13 protein-coding genes and 1 other annotated feature are annotated in these 17,783 nt (G+C 31.8%); of the genes, 9 read left to right on the top strand and 4 right to left on the bottom strand.

Annotated features, from left to right (window positions below; translation table 11 throughout):
* The first annotated feature begins 98 nt into the window (after nucleotides 1-98).
* Together GXM21_RS10180 and GXM21_RS10175 are read left to right on the top strand one after the other, a co-directional pair.
* Nucleotides 99-527: a GNAT family N-acetyltransferase gene (locus GXM21_RS10180; protein ID WP_008539854.1), complete on the top strand. Its 429-nt coding sequence runs from the start codon at nucleotides 99-101 to the stop codon at nucleotides 525-527.
* 107 nt (nucleotides 528-634) lie between these two features.
* A complete protein-coding gene (locus GXM21_RS10175) occupies nucleotides 635-1,189 on the top strand; it encodes a PepSY domain-containing protein (RefSeq protein ID WP_008539855.1) in 555 nt (184 codons plus the stop codon).
* Nucleotides 1,190-1,248: 59 nt separating this feature from the next.
* Here the strand turns inward: GXM21_RS10175 and leuS are convergent, their stop codons facing one another.
* A complete protein-coding gene (gene leuS, locus GXM21_RS10170) occupies nucleotides 1,249-3,720 on the bottom strand; it encodes a leucine--tRNA ligase (protein WP_008539856.1) in 2,472 nt (823 codons plus the stop codon).
* A 53-nt stretch (nucleotides 3,721-3,773) separates the two neighbouring features.
* Nucleotides 3,774-3,964, bottom strand: a binding site (T-box leader).
* 204 nt (nucleotides 3,965-4,168) lie between these two features.
* Here leuS and GXM21_RS10165 point away from each other — a divergent pair.
* The 6 genes from GXM21_RS10165 (at nucleotide 4,169) to GXM21_RS10140 (ending at nucleotide 12,266) form a co-directional block, all read left to right on the top strand.
* Nucleotides 4,169-4,639 carry an RrF2 family transcriptional regulator gene (locus GXM21_RS10165; RefSeq protein WP_008539857.1) on the top strand — a complete coding sequence of 157 codons (471 nt, stop codon included), beginning with the start codon at nucleotides 4,169-4,171 and terminating at the stop codon, nucleotides 4,637-4,639.
* Nucleotides 4,640-4,838: 199 nt separating this feature from the next.
* Nucleotides 4,839-5,999 carry a branched-chain amino acid transport system II carrier protein gene (gene brnQ, locus GXM21_RS10160; protein WP_008539858.1) on the top strand — a complete coding sequence of 387 codons (1,161 nt, stop codon included), beginning with the start codon at nucleotides 4,839-4,841 and terminating at the stop codon, nucleotides 5,997-5,999.
* A gap of 180 nt (nucleotides 6,000-6,179) precedes the next feature.
* Nucleotides 6,180-7,976, top strand: a complete 1,797-nt coding sequence (lepA, locus tag GXM21_RS10155) for a translation elongation factor 4 (RefSeq protein ID WP_008539859.1) — start codon at nucleotides 6,180-6,182, stop codon at nucleotides 7,974-7,976.
* Nucleotides 7,976-9,118 (top strand): radical SAM family heme chaperone HemW, encoded by a 1,143-nt coding sequence (gene hemW / locus GXM21_RS10150; protein WP_008539860.1) that lies wholly within the window; start codon nucleotides 7,976-7,978, stop codon nucleotides 9,116-9,118. The genes lepA and hemW overlap by 1 nt, the downstream gene beginning before the upstream one ends.
* A 239-nt stretch (nucleotides 9,119-9,357) precedes the next feature.
* On the top strand, nucleotides 9,358-11,025 hold the full coding sequence (locus GXM21_RS10145) for a ribonuclease J (RefSeq protein ID WP_008539861.1): 1,668 nt from the start codon (nucleotides 9,358-9,360) through the stop codon (nucleotides 11,023-11,025).
* A gap of 347 nt (nucleotides 11,026-11,372) precedes the next feature.
* Nucleotides 11,373-12,266 carry a DMT family transporter gene (locus tag GXM21_RS10140; protein WP_008539863.1) on the top strand — a complete coding sequence of 298 codons (894 nt, stop codon included), beginning with the start codon at nucleotides 11,373-11,375 and terminating at the stop codon, nucleotides 12,264-12,266.
* A 103-nt stretch (nucleotides 12,267-12,369) separates the two neighbouring features.
* Here the strand turns inward: GXM21_RS10140 and GXM21_RS10135 are convergent, their stop codons facing one another.
* Nucleotides 12,370-13,254, bottom strand: a complete 885-nt coding sequence (locus tag GXM21_RS10135) for a diacylglycerol/lipid kinase family protein (RefSeq protein WP_008539864.1) — start codon at nucleotides 13,252-13,254, stop codon at nucleotides 12,370-12,372.
* A gap of 15 nt (nucleotides 13,255-13,269) precedes the next feature.
* Nucleotides 13,270-14,925 carry a putative polysaccharide biosynthesis protein gene (locus GXM21_RS10130; RefSeq protein WP_008539865.1) on the bottom strand — a complete coding sequence of 552 codons (1,656 nt, stop codon included), beginning with the start codon at nucleotides 14,923-14,925 and terminating at the stop codon, nucleotides 13,270-13,272.
* A gap of 197 nt (nucleotides 14,926-15,122) precedes the next feature.
* Between GXM21_RS10130 and GXM21_RS10125 the strand changes: the two genes are divergently transcribed.
* Complete coding sequence (locus GXM21_RS10125) at nucleotides 15,123-15,896, top strand: DUF4931 domain-containing protein (RefSeq protein WP_008539866.1); 774 nt, start codon at nucleotides 15,123-15,125, stop codon at nucleotides 15,894-15,896.
* A gap of 34 nt (nucleotides 15,897-15,930) precedes the next feature.
* Here GXM21_RS10125 and GXM21_RS10120 read toward each other — a convergent pair whose 3' ends face one another.
* Nucleotides 15,931-17,559, bottom strand: coding sequence for a peptide chain release factor 3 (locus tag GXM21_RS10120; RefSeq protein WP_008539867.1), 1,629 nt, complete (start codon nucleotides 17,557-17,559; stop codon nucleotides 15,931-15,933).
* Nucleotides 17,560-17,783 lie beyond the last annotated feature (224 nt).

Below are 17,783 nucleotides of genomic sequence, written 5' to 3'. Positions count from 1 at the left end.
TTTTATTAAATATATGAGAATAGTGCTATAATCGGTGTTATTGAGAGCAATTTTCATGATATAATATAAATAAAAGTATGATAAGTAAAGGTGTAAAGATGAATTTGAAGTACAAGTTTTTTGATTATTTGCCCCAAGAGGCAAAAGATATACGCATAGAAGTATTTGTGAATGAACAAAAATTTGAAAATGAATTTGATGATATAGATGATATTGCATATCATTTAATTATTTGGGAAGGAGAAAAAGCTATAGCAAATGCGAGATTATATCGAGATGAAGATGAGAAAAATTCATATATAATTGGCAGATTAGCAGTGCTTAAAGAATATCGTAAATGTCATATAGGCACTAACTTGATGAACTTATTAGAGGAAAAAGTGAAAGCTTTATCAGGTGAAAAAATAAATTTATCTGCACAATGTAGAGCGAGAGCTTTTTATGAAAGTTTAGGATATAGAGCAAGTGGAGATATTTATTTAGATGAATATTGTCCGCATATACATATGGAAAAATTAATAAAGTAAAGTTTAAATAGCATGGATAGAGAATAAAGAAAGGGTATGATTTTGTGAGGATTGTTGGTATTATAATTATCATTTTAGTATTGGGCTTTTTTGGAGGCTATGGTATAATGCAATCGCAGATAGATGACCAAAAAGAATTTAAAGGAGTAAAAAATGTTATTCCTATGGATAATAGAACAGAACAGCAAATTGAACAGCATGATGTAAAAGTGGAAAAATCAGGAATAATATCAAAGGAACAAGCTGAAATTATTGTTTTAGAAAATGCAGATATGGAAGCTAAAGATATCAGTCGATTAAAGACTAAAATAGAAAATTATTATGGTAAAGATATTTATGATATAGAATTTTATGCTGATAATAAAGAATATAATTATAATGTAGATATGTATGGCGGAGAAATTTTGGCAATGGATTATGAGATTGATAAAAAATATTATGCCAAATTATCTGGAAAACCAGTAGATGAAGCGGGTGCTATTGAATTAGTAAAAGCACAAATTCCAAATTGTACTACAGGTGATATTAATTTGAAATTAGAACATGATGATGACTATTTACAATATGAAGGTAGAGCACAAGTCAATGGTGTTTTATATGAATTTACCATAGATAAAAATACAGGAACTTTCGTAGAATGGAAATGGAAAAATCATAAATAAAAATAAGCTATAGCAAAGTAAAATTTTAATTGCTATAGCTTATTTTTTATAGACTAATCTTAGCCTTTAACAACGATATTTACAAGTTTTTTAGGAACGCTGATTACTTTAACGATAGTTTTACCTTCGATTAAGCCTTTGATTTTTTCATCAGCAAGAGCGATTTCTTGTTGTGCTTCACGAGTAGCAGAGGAAGATACCATTATTTTGCTACGTAATTTACCATTTACTTGGACAACAACTTCAACTTCATCAGCAATAGTAGCTTTAGGGTCAAATGTTGGCCATGTAGTATGATGTACGCTACCTGTTTGACCGATTTGTTGCCAAAGTTCTTCAGTAACATGTGGTGCAAATGGTGCTAAAAGTTTAATTAAGTTGATAACTACTTCGCGAGCAAGACCTGCATTTAAGTTGCCATCTTTGAATACATAGAAAGCATTTACAAGTTCCATGATGGAGCTAATTGCAGTGTTGAAAGTACTACGAGTACCGATATCTTCAGTTACTTTTTCAATAGTAACGTTTAAAATACGGAATAATTCTTTTTCTTCTTTAGTGAGTGCTTTTACATCAAAAGTTGGATTTTCTTTAACTTTATCAGCATAGGAAAGGATAATTCTCCATACACGCTGAATGAAACGCCAAGCACCTTCAACGCCTTGGTCACTCCATTCAAGGTCACGTTCTGGTGGAGCAGCAAATAAAATAAAGAGACGAGCAGTATCTGCACCATATTTTTTGATGATTTCTTCAGGAGATACAACATTTCCTTTAGATTTACTCATTTTAGAACCATCTTTGATAACCATACCTTGAGTTAAAAGGTTTGTAAATGGTTCATCAAATTCTACAAGACCTGCATCTTTTAATACTTTTGTGAAGAAACGGGAATATAATAAGTGCAAGATAGCATGTTCAATACCACCGATATATTGGTCAACAGGGAGCCAATAATTGATAGCATCTTTGCTAAATGGAGCTTTATCATTGTGTGGATCAGCATAGCGCATATAGTACCAGGAAGAGCAGATGAATGTATCCATAGTATCTGTTTCACGTTTTGCAGGTGCACCACATTTTGGACATGTGCAATTTACGAAATCTTCAGCTTGAGCAAGTGGAGAAGTTGCACCAGTTTCAAATTTTACATCTTTAGGTAATTTTACAGGTAATTGTTCTTCAGGAACGAGAACTTCACCGCAATGAGGGCAGTAAATAATAGGAATTGGAGCACCCCAATAACGTTGACGGGAGATGAGCCAATCACGTAAACGATAATTTACACGACGTTTGCCGAGGTTATTTTCTTCGAGCCAATCAATCATAGCTGTGATAGCTTTACGATTATTCATGCCAGTGAATTGACCGGACTCTACAAGTTCACCATCTTCAACGTATGCATTTTCCATAGTTTCAAGTGTTAAATTATGTTCTTTATTTTGAATAACAATTTTCATTGGTAAATTGTATTTTTTAGCAAACATAAAGTCACGTTCATCATGAGTAGGAACACCCATAACAGCGCCAGTACCATATTCAAAGAGAACATAGTTTGTTACCCATACAGGAACTTTTTCACCATTGAATGGATTTATAGCATAAACGCCTGTGAACATACCTTTTTTCTCAGATTCACTAGAAGTACGTTCGATTTCATTCATATTGTGTACTTCTTCAATGAATTTTAAGATTTCTTGTTCGTTTTCTTTGCCTTTGATGAATTTTTTTACAAGTGGATGTTCTGCTGCAAGTACAACATAAGATACACCAAATACAGTATCAGGGCGAGTTGTATAAACAGAAATTTTTTCATTGTAATCAGGTACATCAAAGCTAAATTCAGCACCTTCACTGCGACCAATCCAGTTATCCTGCATGATTTTTACGCGGTTTGGCCAGCCTTCAAGTTTATCAAGGTCTTTTAATAATACATCAGCATAATCTGTGATTTTTAAGAACCATTGTTCAAGGTCTTTTTTCACTACTGTATCATCACAGCGCCAGCATTTACCATCAATAACTTGTTCATTAGCAAGTACAGTATGGCAAGTTTCACACCAGTTAGCAGAAGCTTTTTTCTTATAAGCTAAGCCTTTTTTATAGAATAATTCAAAGAGCCATTGAGTCCATTTATAATAATCTTCATGGCAAGTAGCAACTTTTCTATCCCAGTCGTAAGAAAGACCCATTTCTTTTTGTTGACGAGTCATATTTGCCATATTATCTTCAGTCCAGTCAGAAGGACTAACGCCATGTTTGATAGCTGCGTTTTCAGCAGGCATACCGAATGCGTCAAAGCCCATTGGATGAAGTACATTGAAACCATTCATAGTTTTATAACGAGCAATAACATCACCGATGGAGTAATTGCGAACATGTCCCATATGTAAATTACCAGATGGGTAAGGGAACATTTCAAGTACATAATATTTTGGTTTGTTTGGGTCCATATTAATCTGGTAAGCTTTTGTTTCGTCCCAGATTTTCTGCCATTTTTTTTCAATGGATTGAGGACAATATTTTTCCATAAAATTAACACTCCTATACTATTTTTGGACATTAAAAAAGCCCCTGGCAAAATGCCAGGGACGAATTATCGCGGTACCACCCTGATTGATAACAAAAAGTTATCCTCTTTAAAATCTTAACGGGATTAGCGGTGCTTTTGCACTCCTCCACAGCGAGTTCAATTACATGATTATAGGCTCGCATCAACCGCCTACTTTCTGAAAAATCCTTAAATAATTTACTACTCTGTATCATTGGATTTGAATTTGATATAAACAAATATCATTATACTTAGCTATAATATTAAAGTCAAGTAATATTGTTACATTGTTAATTTTTTATATAATTAAATACCTGATATTTTATAGGTGTATAATTGAGAAAAAATAGAAAAAAATTGAGAATATAGCAGTTTTTAAAATTGATTTCCTACTAAAATAATAGTAAAATATTTATGAGGTGATTTTGATGAAGGTTTCAACAAAAGGTCGATATGCATTGAGAACAATGATTGATTTAACAGTGAATAATACAGGTAATCCCATTCCGTTAAAAGATATTGCAACTAGACAGAATATAAGTTTGAAATATATGGAACAGATAATTTCTTTATTGATAAAAGCAAAATTAGTAAAAAGCGTGCGAGGAAATAATGGAGGTTATTTATTAGCAAAATCTAGTATGCAATACACAGCTGGCGATATTTTGCGAGCAGCTGAAGGAGATATGGCTCCAATTGCTTGTATTGAAAAAGATCATTGTAATTGTAATAGAGCTGATTATTGTAGTGTATTGCCATTTTGGTTAGGTTTGAATAAAGTGATAAATGGTTATTTAGATAGTGTTACTTTATCAGAATTGGCAAGACAAGCTAAAGAAAATAATGCAATGATTACTTGCCAACAAAATGAAAAAGAAAATAAAAAAGATAAAAAATAATCCTTAGTATTTATGCTGAGGATTATTTTATTTTACATAGGATTATCATAAATTAATCAATAAAATGAAAAAATGATTAAAATTATATTTTTTAAAAAATATACAAATTTACATTTTTTGTATTGTGTATATTTTATTTTGCCTATATAATATAAAAATATGACTATAATCGTAATACATTAAAAGAAAGGATTTTATTATGCAAGTAAAAATTAGTGATGTAGTTGTAACGGGTTTTGCATTATTTGCAATGTTTTTTGGTGCAGGAAATGTAATATTTCCTCCATATTTAGGTATGACCTCTGGAACAGAGTGGTTAACAGGTTTCTTATGTTTCATATTTATTGATGTATTTTTATCTTGTATCGGAATATTTACTATAGTTTATGGTGGCGGTGGCATTAAAGCCTTAGAAAGTGTTGTAGGTAAAATTCCAGGCATGATTTTAAATGTAGCAGCTGTATTATGTACAGGTGTATTGATTGCTCCACCAAGAACAGCAGCAACTACTTTTGAAATGAGTATTGCGCCATTTACAGATAAGATTTCCTTATTTGTGTTCTCTATTATTTTCTTTGGTATAGTATTTGCTTTTACTATTCGCCCTACACGTTTTGTTGATATAATCGGTAAATTTTTAACACCTGTACTCATTATTTGTACATTTATTTTGATTATCGCAGGTATCCTTAGCCCTATTGGTGAAATCGCAGCTCCAGTATCTCAAACAGTTGCTGAAGATGGTATCATCGCAGGTTATCAAACAATGGATATCTTAGTTGTATCTGGTTTTGGTCTTGTAATGCTCAACACTTTGCGTTTAAAAGGATATGTAGAACGTAAATCCCAGATAAAAGCAATCATTGGTGTTTGTATCGTTGCTGGTATTTTATTATCTTTAATTTATGGTGGTTTAGCTTATTTAGGTGCTACTTCTAGCATTGTTTTAGGTAATAATAATCTCAACCAAGCACAGCTTATTGTAGCTATTACAAATCATTTAATGGGTCATACAGGTATGGTTATTTTAGGTATAATCGTAGGTTTTGCTTGTTTGACTACTGCTGTAGGTCTTATCGGTTCCACAGCTTGCTTCTTTGAAGATTTTACAAACAAAAAAATCAAATATCCTGTATGGGTTGTTATCAATACATTAATTAGTATTTCTCTTTGTAATTTAGGTTTGACTACTATTATAAATGTAGCAGTACCAATTTTAACAACAATTTGCCCACCATTTATGATAACAGTATTATTGTTATTATTCCGCAATCAAATTAAAAATACTTTAGTTTATAAAGGTATTGCTTTAGTGGCATTTTTATATGGTTTGATTTCTACAATTCAATCTTATATGTAATTTTAAATTATTATTTGTGAAATATTTATGAGATAAAAATAAAAACTAGGGAGTATATTCTTCCTAGTTTTTTTATATAATATTATTTATCTTTTATATAGGCTATAGGTATAGCTATTGCTAGAAACTTCTACTAAATGATATAATTATAACAATAAAATAATTAATGGAGGAACAACGTTGGACGCAAAACATATTAGAAATTTTTCGATTATTGCTCATATCGACCATGGTAAATCTACTTTGGCAGATAGATTAATTGAATATACAGGTACGCTCACTGAACGTGAAATGGAATCTCAAGTTTTAGATAGCATGGATTTAGAGCGTGAACGTGGAATTACAATTAAAGCACAGACTGTGCGTTTACACTATAAAGCAAAAGATGGCGAAATCTATGAATTAAACTTAATTGACACACCAGGCCACGTTGACTTTAACTATGAAGTATCTCGTAGCTTAGCAGCTTGTGAAGGTGCGTTATTAGTTGTAGATGCTACTCAAGGTGTGGAAGCACAGACTTTGGCAAATGTTTATTTAGCTTTAGAACATGATTTAGAAATCATTCCTGTAATCAATAAAATCGATTTACCAAGTGCTGAACCTGAAATGGTAAAACAGGAAATTGAAGATATCATTGGTTTGGATACTTCTGATGCAGTACTTGCAAGTGCAAAAGCTGGAATTGGTATTGAAGATATCTTAGAACAGATTGTACAAAAAATTCCTGCTCCACCAGATGACAGTGATAAACCATTAAAAGCACTTATTTTTGACTCTTATTTTGATGCTTATAAAGGTGTAATTGCTCATATTCGCGTAATTGATGGTTCTATTAAACCTGGCATGAAATTAAAAATGATGGCAACAGGTAAAGAATTTGAAGTTACAGATATCGGTTGCTTTAGACCACAGCCAGTTAATATCAATATGTTAGAAACTGGTGAGGTAGGATTTGTCGCTGGTAGCCTTAAAAATGTGCGTGATGTTCGCGTTGGTGATACTATTACTGATGCTAATAATCCGGCTAGTGAAGCATTACCAGGTTATCGTGGTGTAACACCAATGGTATATTGTGGTTTATATCCAGTTGATAGCTCTGATTATGAAAATTTAAAAGATGCTTTAGAAAAATTACAATTAAATGATGCTGCACTTACTTTTGAACCAGAAACTTCTATTGCTTTAGGCTTTGGTTATCGTTGTGGTTTCTTAGGTCTTTTACACATGGACGTTATTCAAGAACGTTTAGAACGTGAATATAAATTAAAACTCATAACTACAGCACCAAGCGTTATTTACCATGTATATAAAACTAATAAAGAAATGGTAAAAATTGATAACCCAGCTTCTATGCCATCTCCTACAGAGATTGAACATATTGAAGAGCCTTATGTAAAAGCTACTGTAATCGTGCCTAATGATTATGTGGGACCTGTAATGGAGATTTCTCAAGAAAAACGTGGCGTATTCAAAACTATGGATTATCTTGATGTAAATCGTGTAATGGTAATTTATCACATTCCACTTAGTGAAATTATCTATGATTATTTTGATAAATTAAAATCTGCTACTCGTGGATATGCTTCACTTGATTATGAAATGACAGATTATCAGACATCTAAATTAGTAAAACTTGATATCTTGTTAAATGGGGATCCTGTAGATGCTTTATCCACTATTGTTCATGTAGATAAAGCAGCAGCTCGTGGTCGTCAATTAGCGGAAAAATTAAAAACTATAATTCCACGTCAAATGTTTGAAATTCCTATTCAGGCAGCAGTGGGCAATAAAATTATTGCTCGTGAAAATGTACGTGCTATGCGTAAGGATGTACTTGCAAAATGTTATGGTGGGGATATCACACGTAAACGTAAATTATTAGAAAAACAGAAAGAAGGTAAAAAACGTATGAAAGCTGTAGGTTCTGTAGAAGTTCCACAAGAAGCTTTCATGGCGATTTTAAAAATAGACTAATGGGATTTGGCATATATATTCATATTCCATTTTGTAAACAAAAATGTTTTTACTGCGATTTTGCTTCAACTGCAAAAAAAGTAGATGAAACTTTATATGAACAGTATATAAATGCACTTTGTCAGGAAATAACCATGTATCAGGCGTTATTTCCTGATATTTGTATTGATACGATTTATTTTGGTGGCGGAACTCCTTCGATTTTGCCACCAAATTTAATTATACGAGCATTAAATACTGTAAAGGCAAATTTTGCGTTAAATTCTGATATAGAAATAACTTTAGAAGCAAATCCAGGAACTGTAAATGAGCAAAAATTACAGTATCTTTATCAAAATGGAATTAATAGATTGAGTTTTGGTGTACAAGCAGTACAAGATGATTTATTGCAAAAAATAGGGCGAATTCACACGATAAAAGAAGCTGATATGGCTATAGAAATGGCTCAGAAAATAGGTTTTAAAAATATAAGTGTGGATTTGATGTATGGACTACCTGGGCAAACATTAGAGATGCTCAAAGAAGCTGTATTTTGGGTAGTAAATAAAAATATACAACATATTTCTATTTATGGTTTACAAATAGAAGAAAATACCGTTTTTGGCAGATTATATGACCAAGGGAAATTGATATTGCCATCAGAAGACGAAAGTGAAATGATGTATGATTATTTAACAGAGCAATTGCCTAAATATAATTACAATCGTTATGAAATATCTAATTTTGCGAAGATTGGTTATGAAAGTAGACATAATTTAGCTTATTGGCAAGATAAATTTTATCTAGGATTAGGAGCAGGCGCTCATGGATATTATAATCAAAAACGTGTGCAAAATCCTTTTGATATAGATGAATATATAAAAAAATGCAATCAAAAAATATTGCCGTTTATCAATGAGGAAATAGTAGATGAAAAAGCACATATTGAAGAATTTTGTTTTTTAGGTCTGCGCATGGCTAAAGGCATAGATAAAGAAATTTTTAAGCAAAAATTTAATACAGATATAGAAAATTTATACGGTGAAATTTTGCCAAATCTAGAAAAAGATGGGTTGATAATCAATACTCAAAAGTATATTTATTTAACCTTCAAAGGCATGAAATTTGGCAATCAAGTATTTAGTGAATTTCTCTTAGATTAATAAAAATACGAATTGATATGTAGTTATGATTTATAACCAAAAGACATTGATAATGCAGGGGCTTCTTTACAAAGAATGAATTTAGTTATATAATTAATTCGAGTATTAAATGTTTCGGTGTATATATATTATTTATCAAAGGTCATCTGTACGGGACGGATTTACGTTTAAATTTACAATAATAATGAATACTAAAAAATAAATATATATATAAATATAAATTTGGAGGTGCTTTTTTTTTGGCAAAGGAAGCTCAAAAATTGCAAATAATTCCTTTGGGTGGACTTGGCGAAATTGGTAAAAATATGACCGTTGTACGTTACGGTGATGATATTATCGTTATTGATGCTGGGTTGATGTTCCCTGAGGAAGAAATGCTAGGTATAGATTTAGTTATTCCTGACATTACGTATTTATTAGAAAATAAAGATAAGATAAAGGCTATTGTGCTCACACATGGTCATGAAGACCATATCGGAGCATTACCTTATGTCTTACGTCAAATTCCTAATATACCAGTTTATGGTACACGTTTAACTTTAGGAATTTTAGAAGGTCGTTTAAAAGAAAATGGAGTGGATTCTAGTAATCTTCATCCTGTATATCATGGAGATATAATAAGTGCAGGTTGCTTTACTGTTGGATTTATACGTGTAAATCATAGTATTGCTGATGCATGTGGTTTATCCATTAAAACTCCTATGGGTATGATTGTACACACAGGAGATTTTAAATTTGATTATACGCCCGTAGATGGTAAAATGACTGATTTTAGAGCTTTTTCTGATTTAGGAAATAGAGGCGTTTTAGTATTATTAGCTGATAGCACAAATGCAGAACGCGAAGGGCATACACCAAGTGAACGTACAGTAGGTATTGCCTTTGAAAAAGCTTTCCGTAAAGCTAAAAATCGCATAATTATCGCGACTTTTTCTTCAAATGTACATCGCATACAACAAGTAGTAGATACAGCTATTAAATATAATCGTAAAGTAGCTATTTTAGGCCGTAGCATGATAAATGTAGTAAATATATCTATTAAATTAGGTTATTTAAATATGCCTGAAGATATGTTAATCGACATTGATGAAATCAATAATTATCCAATGAACCAAGTGGTAATAATCACTACAGGTAGCCAAGGTGAACCAATGTCAGCGCTCACTCGTATGTCTACAGCAAATCATCGCAAAGTAGGCATTGTGCCAGGTGATACAATTATTATTTCAGCTACACCTATTCCTGGAAATGAAAAGTTAGTATCAAGAACAATAGATAATTTATTAAAACAAGGCGCTGATGTTATCTATGGACGTGATGAAGGAATTCACGTTTCAGGTCATGCTAGTAGAGAAGAATTAAAATTAATGCATAATTTAGTTCGTCCTAAATTTTTCATACCTGTACATGGTGAATATCATCATATCGTAAAGCATGCTAAATTAGCTGAAAGTATTGGTATGCCGAAAGAAAATATTTTCATCAGTGAAATTGGACAAGTTTTAGAATTTACACGTGATAAAGGTCAAGTAGTAGGTAAAGTAACTTCTGGTAAAGTATTAATCGATGGTCTTGGCGTTGGTGATGTAGGCAATATCGTACTTCGTGACCGCCGTCAATTATCTCAAGATGGTATCTTAATCGTAGTTGTTACTATGGATAAAGAAGGTCGCTTTATCGCAGCTGGCCCAGATATCGTATCTCGTGGTTTTGTCTATGTTAGAGAATCAGAAGCTTTGATGGAAGAAGCAAAAGAAAGAGTAACTTCTGCCATTGAACATTGCTTAGATAATGATATTACAGAATGGTCTGTAATAAAAAATGACATTCGCGAAGCTATTGGTAGATATCTTTATGAAAAAACACGTCGTCGTCCAATGATTTTACCAATCATCATGGAAGTTTAAAAATAATAGCTAAATTTAAAGAGAAGAATGTATATTCTTCTCTTTTTTATTATAAAAAATAAATTCTGAAAATATTTACAAATTTAATAGTAAGTAGTATAATTATATTATGAAATTAAAGAAAACGTTTACTAAAGAATTGAATAGAGAAAAAAATAAAATATATTAAAAATAAAATTGTTGATAAGAAAATTTTAAGAAGGGGGAAAGTATAAAGTTCAATAAAATTAAGTTTTTATAAATTTTCATGATAAAATAATAAAATTTTCACAATATTTAAAAATAAAAGTTAATATATCTATATTTATGGAAAATAGTAAACGTTTGCTAAAAGGGGAAGTTAAAAAATGGGAAGTTTAATTAAATTGGGTAAAAAATATTTTTTTGAATTTAGTATTTTAAGCATTATATTAATTTGGTCATCAAACAATGCAGTAATGAAAATAGGAATTGAGGAAATAGGACCATTTATCTATAATGCTTTACGTTTAATTATTGTAGCACTATTATGTTGGCTTTGGTTATATAAGACACATACATATAGAAAAATGCCATGGAGAGATTTAAAATATTTAATATTATTGGCTTTAGGTGGATTTTGTTTGACACAAGTTTGTTTAACTTTTGGATTATCAAAAACAACCGCAGGTAATGCATCATTAGCTTCAGCTATTATGCCATTAGCAGTAGTATTATTAAATAAATTGTTTAAACAAAATCCTTTGTCCAAAAATGTTATTTTAGGTTTAATTATTTCTTTTGTAGGAATGATGGCAATTATTTTTAGTTCAAATAAAGAGATCAGTTTTGCTAATCATCATTTAATTGGTACATTAGTAGTAGTTTTAGGACAATTTAGTAATGCTTATTATACTATTTATGCTAAGGATTTACTTAATAAATATTCTCCTTGTCAAATTGTAAGTTTTTTAATGAGTATTTCGGCTATTGTATTTTTTCTATTAGGAATACCAGAGTTACAATTTATAAATTTTGAAACTTTATCTAATGAAGCATGGATAAGTGTAGTTTATTCTGGAGTTTTTGCTCTTTGGTTAGGTAATATTGTATGGGTATGGGCTGTTGGTAAAATTGGTAGTGTAAGAACTGCAATTTATCAGTATTTGTTGCCAGTATTTTCTCTTATATTTGCATATATATTATTAGGAGAAACTTTAGTATTAGGACAAGTTTTAGGTACTATATGCATTTTAGTGGGAATGATATTAAGTAAAAAATAAACATTGTGAATTATTTTTTTTATATTATAAATTGTTATACTTATAAAAAATGCACTTTAAAAGTAGAATATCAATCTAACTTTTAAAGTGCATTTTGTTTATTTTATAAGACAAACATTTTTAATTTATTAGAAACTGTATGAATTTCTAGTGGTAATACAGGACCAAGTTCACCATCTAAATCACTTTCTACGCGGTCTGGGCAAGAGAATTTGAAATAAGATGCTTGTTTATAGATGATATTTTTATTATCAAAAGATGTTTTTCCTGCCACTGTATCAGCTACAATTTTCATCAATTCAGGAATATTACATTGTTTTAATAATATCATATCTAATTTACCATCATTGATTTTAGCGTCCATAGATATATTTTTGAAGCTAGCTACAACAGGTGAATTAACGACTAATACAAAGAAGATTTTTTCTTTGATGATTTCACCATCAGCTTCAATTGTGAAATCTAAACCGCGAAATCTAGGAAGTTCACCGAGTCCACGGAAATAATAAGCTAATTTACCAAAAGTATTTTTAAGACGAGTATCAACTTCATGAGCAACGCCTGTCATCATACCAGCACTGATTACATTAATAAAGTATTCATCACCGATAGAGCCAACATCTACATATTGAGTTTTTCCAGTGATGATACTATTGATATATTCATCAAATTTGGCATCAATACCAAGATGAGAAGCAAAATCGTTAGATGTACCACTAGGAATAATACCTACAGGTACGTCAAGATTTTCTTTTAAGGTCATATTGATTATTTTATGCAAAGTACCATCGCCACCAGCTGCAATGATACCATCGGCATTTACATTGCGTACGCAATTAGCAAAGAAAGGGTCAAAACTTTCTTTTTTAGTGCGGTAAGGCATGATGATACAGTCACGACTTTGAAATTGATTGATAATATCGTCTAATTTTTTCTTAAACATGGCATCACCAGAAACTGGATTATATGCCAATAGAAATTTTTTCATTTTATAATCTCTCCATTAATTTTTTAAAACACCAATTTTTTTGAAGAAACGAATACTAGGGGCACCAATCATAGGAATGCGTTCGATATCTGATTCCATGATACCACCAATTAAAATTAAGACAATAATATAGAAGAACATACCAACAAATAAAGATGCAAAAGTAGCTAAAGCATTGCTTGCTGTTTCATATAATAAGAATTCATAGCCAAAATGAATAATACCAGCCATGATAGCAGCAGAAACAATAGTTTTTAATAATTGCATGATTTCAATTTTATAATTGATATATTTATATAAGAAATATAGATTGATTAAAGCTGCAATACCGATATCAGCAACAGTAGCCCATGCAGCACCCATGATGCCGAGTGAAGGTTGTGCTGTTAATACCCAGTTTAAAATAACTTTAGCAATGGCAGCGATAACCATATTAATCATTGGAATAGTAGGGTGTCCAAGTCCTTGAAGAACACCAGTAGTAACTTGATGAAGACCAAGTAATACTATACTAAAGGATGACACCCAAACAGCAGGGCCTGCTCCAGGTGCATTGTAGATTAAAGTTGAGATAGGCACAGCTAACATCATAACTGTTACAAATGCAGGGAAACAGATAAAATTTGAAATACGCATAGCAGCTGCTGTTTGATTGAAACAACGTGTTTTATCTTTTAACGTACGAGCTTCAGAGATAGCAGGTACGATACTTACAGCAAGAGAAGCTGTTAAAATAGTGGAAAGATTGACAAGTGGTACAGCCATACCAGTCAAATAACCGAATAATTCTGTAGCTTCATTTACGCTATAACCAGCTACTTCCAAGCGAGCTGGTACGATTAATAAATCAAGATTAGATACAATCGGAAGCATGATACTAGCAGCAGAAACTGGAAGTGCCAATACAAAGATACGTTTAATAATCTTCCAGACAGAAGCTGTTTGAGCATCATTTACCGGTTTTAATTCATTGCCGTAGTTTTTGACAATATCTTTTTCTAATTTTATGTGGAAATAAACTAAAACCATGACACCAGTAATAGCACCAGCTAAGGCACCTAAGGAAGCACCAGCTGAAGCATATTCAAGTCCATAAGGTAAGAGGAGTTGAGCAAATAAAATCATGGTTACAACGCGGAATATCTGTTCAACAATCTGTGATACAGCAGTTGGTGTCATGCGTTGCCAACCTTGGAGATATCCTCGAGAACTAGCTAAGATAGTAACGAAGAATACAGCTGGAGCAAGTGCAATAATGGAATAATATGCACGCGGGTCACGCACAAATTGCCAATCTATGAGCCATTGAGCACCAAAATAGGTCAGCAAACTAAAAAATAAACCAGTGCAGAACATAAAGCACATGGAAATGCGAAAAATGCGTTTTGCCCCAAAAATATCATTTAAGGCAACTCTTTCAGCTGTTATAATAGAGATAGCTACAGGAACACCTGCAGAAGAAACGGTCAAGGCTAAAAAATAAATAGGAAAAGCCATTTGATAAAGACCGATACCTTCACCGCCTAAAACGCGGGAAACAAAAATCCAGTTTAATGAGCCGATAACTTTAACTACTAAGCTAGCGACTGTTAATATAAAAGTTCCTTTTAAAAAGCTTTCAGCTTTATGAGATTTTTTTGAAGTATTATCTTGTTCGTTAATGGAAAACACCTGCTTTAAAACATCATTTTCTTTTAATTGAAAAGACTGTATAATAGTAAATACAGCTTAAAAAAGTAATTATACTAGAAAATTATAGCATTTATCGTAAAACTATGCTAGTATATTTTACTTTTATAGCTATAAAGCTAGGATTAAGTAAGCATTGAATGAGTTTAAGTAAAATAAAAAAAGAAAGGAAAATTCTTATGGAGTATAATTATCTAGGATTTGATATAAATATTGGTAAATCAAAACCTGAAAATATTGTACATAGAGAAGTTGCTTGTCCATTTTGTGATGTGAAAAGTTTAAAAAATATCATAGAAATAAAAAATGATATGATATTATTAGAAAATAAATATCAAGTTTTACAAGAAGCTTATCAATTATTAATTATTGAAGGCAGTGAATGTAATGCAGATATTCCAGATTATACTTTAGAGCATATGCAAGAACTCATGCATTTTAGTATAAATCACTGGCTCAATATCATTAATAGTAAAAAATATAAAACAGTGCTTTTCTTCAAAAATCATGGGCCTTTATCTGGTGGAACTATGCGTCATCCACATATGCAAATTGTGGGCATTAAAAATTTAGAGTTTAAAAATATGTGTGATAAGCGCCAATTTGAAGGCATTAAAATTGCAAAAAAAAATAATGTAGTTATGAACTTGTCTACAAAGCCACGTGTGGGATTTACAGAAGTCAATGTGATTATGCAAGGTCTAAATGATATTGATACCTTAGCTGAATTTGTGCAGATAGGCGTCGATTATATTATGAACCATTTCAGCGTAAATTGTAGCAGTTATAATTTATTCTTCTATTTAATTGAAGGCAATATACATGTAAAAATAATGCCTAGATTTGCGACATCTCCATTATTCATTGGCTATAATATCGAACTTGTGCCAAATAACTTACAAGGGATTGCAAAACATATAAAACAATTATATTTTGACAAAAAAAACGACTAAGCATTTAAGCGTAGTCGTTTTTTTATTTATTAAATTACTTCATATCGTCTTCAGCATCTTGTTTTTCTGGTGGTACAGGGAACATTTCTAAATCTGGATTATTATCTTGAATCCAGCCTAATGCCCATTCGTTGTTTACAAGAAGTACAGGACGATCTTTCATATCATATACGAACATTCCACGGTCAGCACCACGGAGAGATTCTGGAGTTACAGGACGATTATCTTTGAAGCGAAGCCAACGAGCAACTTCAAATGGTTGCATATTCATGACTATTTCTGTATTATATTCGCTTTTTAAGCGGTATTCTAATACATCAAACTGCAATTGTCCTACAGTACCAACAATATAAGATTCCATACCAGCACCTGCTTGTTGGAATAATTGTACAGCACCTTCTTGTGTAAGCTGCATGATACCTTTTACGAATTGTTTGCGTTTCATAGTATCTTTAGCAGAAACACGAGCAAATCTTTCTGGTGGGAATACAGGGAAATCTGCAAATTTGAATTTGTGAGAAGGCATACAAAGTGTATCGCCGATACCGAAGATACCAGGGTCAAATAAACCAACAATATCTCCAGGGTATGCAGTATCAATAATTTGACGGTCTTGAGCTAAGAATTGTTGTGGCTGAGAAAGTTTTACAGCTTTGCCACCTTGCATATGATAAACGCTCATACCACGTTCGAATTTACCAGAGCAAATGCGAATAAAGGATAATCTATCATGATGAGCAGGGTTCATATTAGCTTGAATTTTGAAGATGAAGCCAGAGAAATTTTCATCATCAGGGCTGATAAGACCATCGGAGCTCATACGAGGTTGAGGAGCTGGTGCAAGACGAAGATATTCTTCTAAGAAACCACGTACACCGAAGTTAGTCATGGCACTACCAAAGAACATAGGTGTCAATTCACCTTTATTTACTTTGTCCATAGACCATTGTTCGCCAGCAACATCAAGTAAATCAATATCATCTAATAAAGCTTGATAATCAGTGTCGCCAATGATTTCTTTAGCTTTTGGGTCTTTTAAATCAAAAATTACAGACTCACGTTCTTCTTGACCATGAGATGTATCTTCACTGAATAATTCTACTTTTTCAGTTTCGCGGTGATAAATACCTTTATAATGACCATCTGTACCGATAGGCCAATTCATTGGATAAGAGCGAATACCTAAAACATCTTCGATTTCTTCCATTAATTCAAGTGGAGCTTTACCAAAACGGTCAAGTTTATTAACAAATGTAAAAATTGGAATATGACGTTGTTTACAAACTTTGAATAATTTTTTTGTCTGTGCTTCGACACCTTTGGCTACGTCGATAATCATGACAGCACTATCTACAGCCATGAGTGTACGATAAGTATCTTCACTGAAGTCTTGGTGACCTGGAGTATCAAGGATATTGATACGGCAACCAGCATAATCGAATTGAAGTACACTAGAAGTTACAGAAATACCACGCTGTTTTTCAATTTCCATCCAGTCAGAAACAGCATGACGTTGAGTTTTACGGGATTTTATAGAACCTGCTAAATGGATTGCACCTCCATAGAGCAATAATTTTTCAGTTAAAGTAGTTTTACCAGCATCTGGGTGAGAGATAATCGCAAAAGTACGTCGTTTTTGAATTTCAGTTTGTAATTCCGACAATTTAAATCCTCCTATAAAAAAATAGTACTATCTTTTTATTCTATCATAAGTAATGATAGAGTGGTAGAAGTTTATTAAAATAAGCATCATAATTAAGCATTATAATTAAATGTCCTGTAATAATATACATAAATATATATATTTAAAGGTAACAGATTTAAATATATAATTAAGAAATAGGGAATTTATTTACTAGATAGTACATATTATTTATTGCTTATTAA

This window comes from Megamonas funiformis, from assembly GCF_010669225.1.
Classification (GTDB): Bacteria; Bacillota; Negativicutes; order Selenomonadales; family Selenomonadaceae; genus Megamonas; species Megamonas funiformis.
Note: the sequence above shows the minus strand (reverse complement) of the source record. Positions and strands in the feature narration are given on the sequence as shown.

Bases quoted from the DNA above. Each gene is read 5' to 3' on its own strand.
- GXM21_RS10180 (WP_008539854.1), top strand. From the start codon at position 99: ATGAATTTGAAGTACAAGTTTTTTGATTATTTGCCCCAAGAGGCAAAA.
- GXM21_RS10175 (WP_008539855.1), top strand. From the start codon at position 635: ATGCAATCGCAGATAGATGACCAAAAAGAATTTAAAGGAGTAAAAAAT.
- leuS (WP_008539856.1), bottom strand. From the start codon at position 3,720: ATGGAAAAATATTGTCCTCAATCCATTGAAAAAAAATGGCAGAAAATC.
- GXM21_RS10165 (WP_008539857.1), top strand. From the start codon at position 4,169: ATGAAGGTTTCAACAAAAGGTCGATATGCATTGAGAACAATGATTGAT.
- brnQ (WP_008539858.1), top strand. From the start codon at position 4,839: ATGCAAGTAAAAATTAGTGATGTAGTTGTAACGGGTTTTGCATTATTT.
- hemW (WP_008539860.1), top strand. From the start codon at position 7,976: ATGGGATTTGGCATATATATTCATATTCCATTTTGTAAACAAAAATGT.
- GXM21_RS10140 (WP_008539863.1), top strand. From the start codon at position 11,373: ATGGGAAGTTTAATTAAATTGGGTAAAAAATATTTTTTTGAATTTAGT.
- GXM21_RS10135 (WP_008539864.1), bottom strand. From the start codon at position 13,254: ATGAAAAAATTTCTATTGGCATATAATCCAGTTTCTGGTGATGCCATG.
- GXM21_RS10125 (WP_008539866.1), top strand. From the start codon at position 15,123: ATGGAGTATAATTATCTAGGATTTGATATAAATATTGGTAAATCAAAA.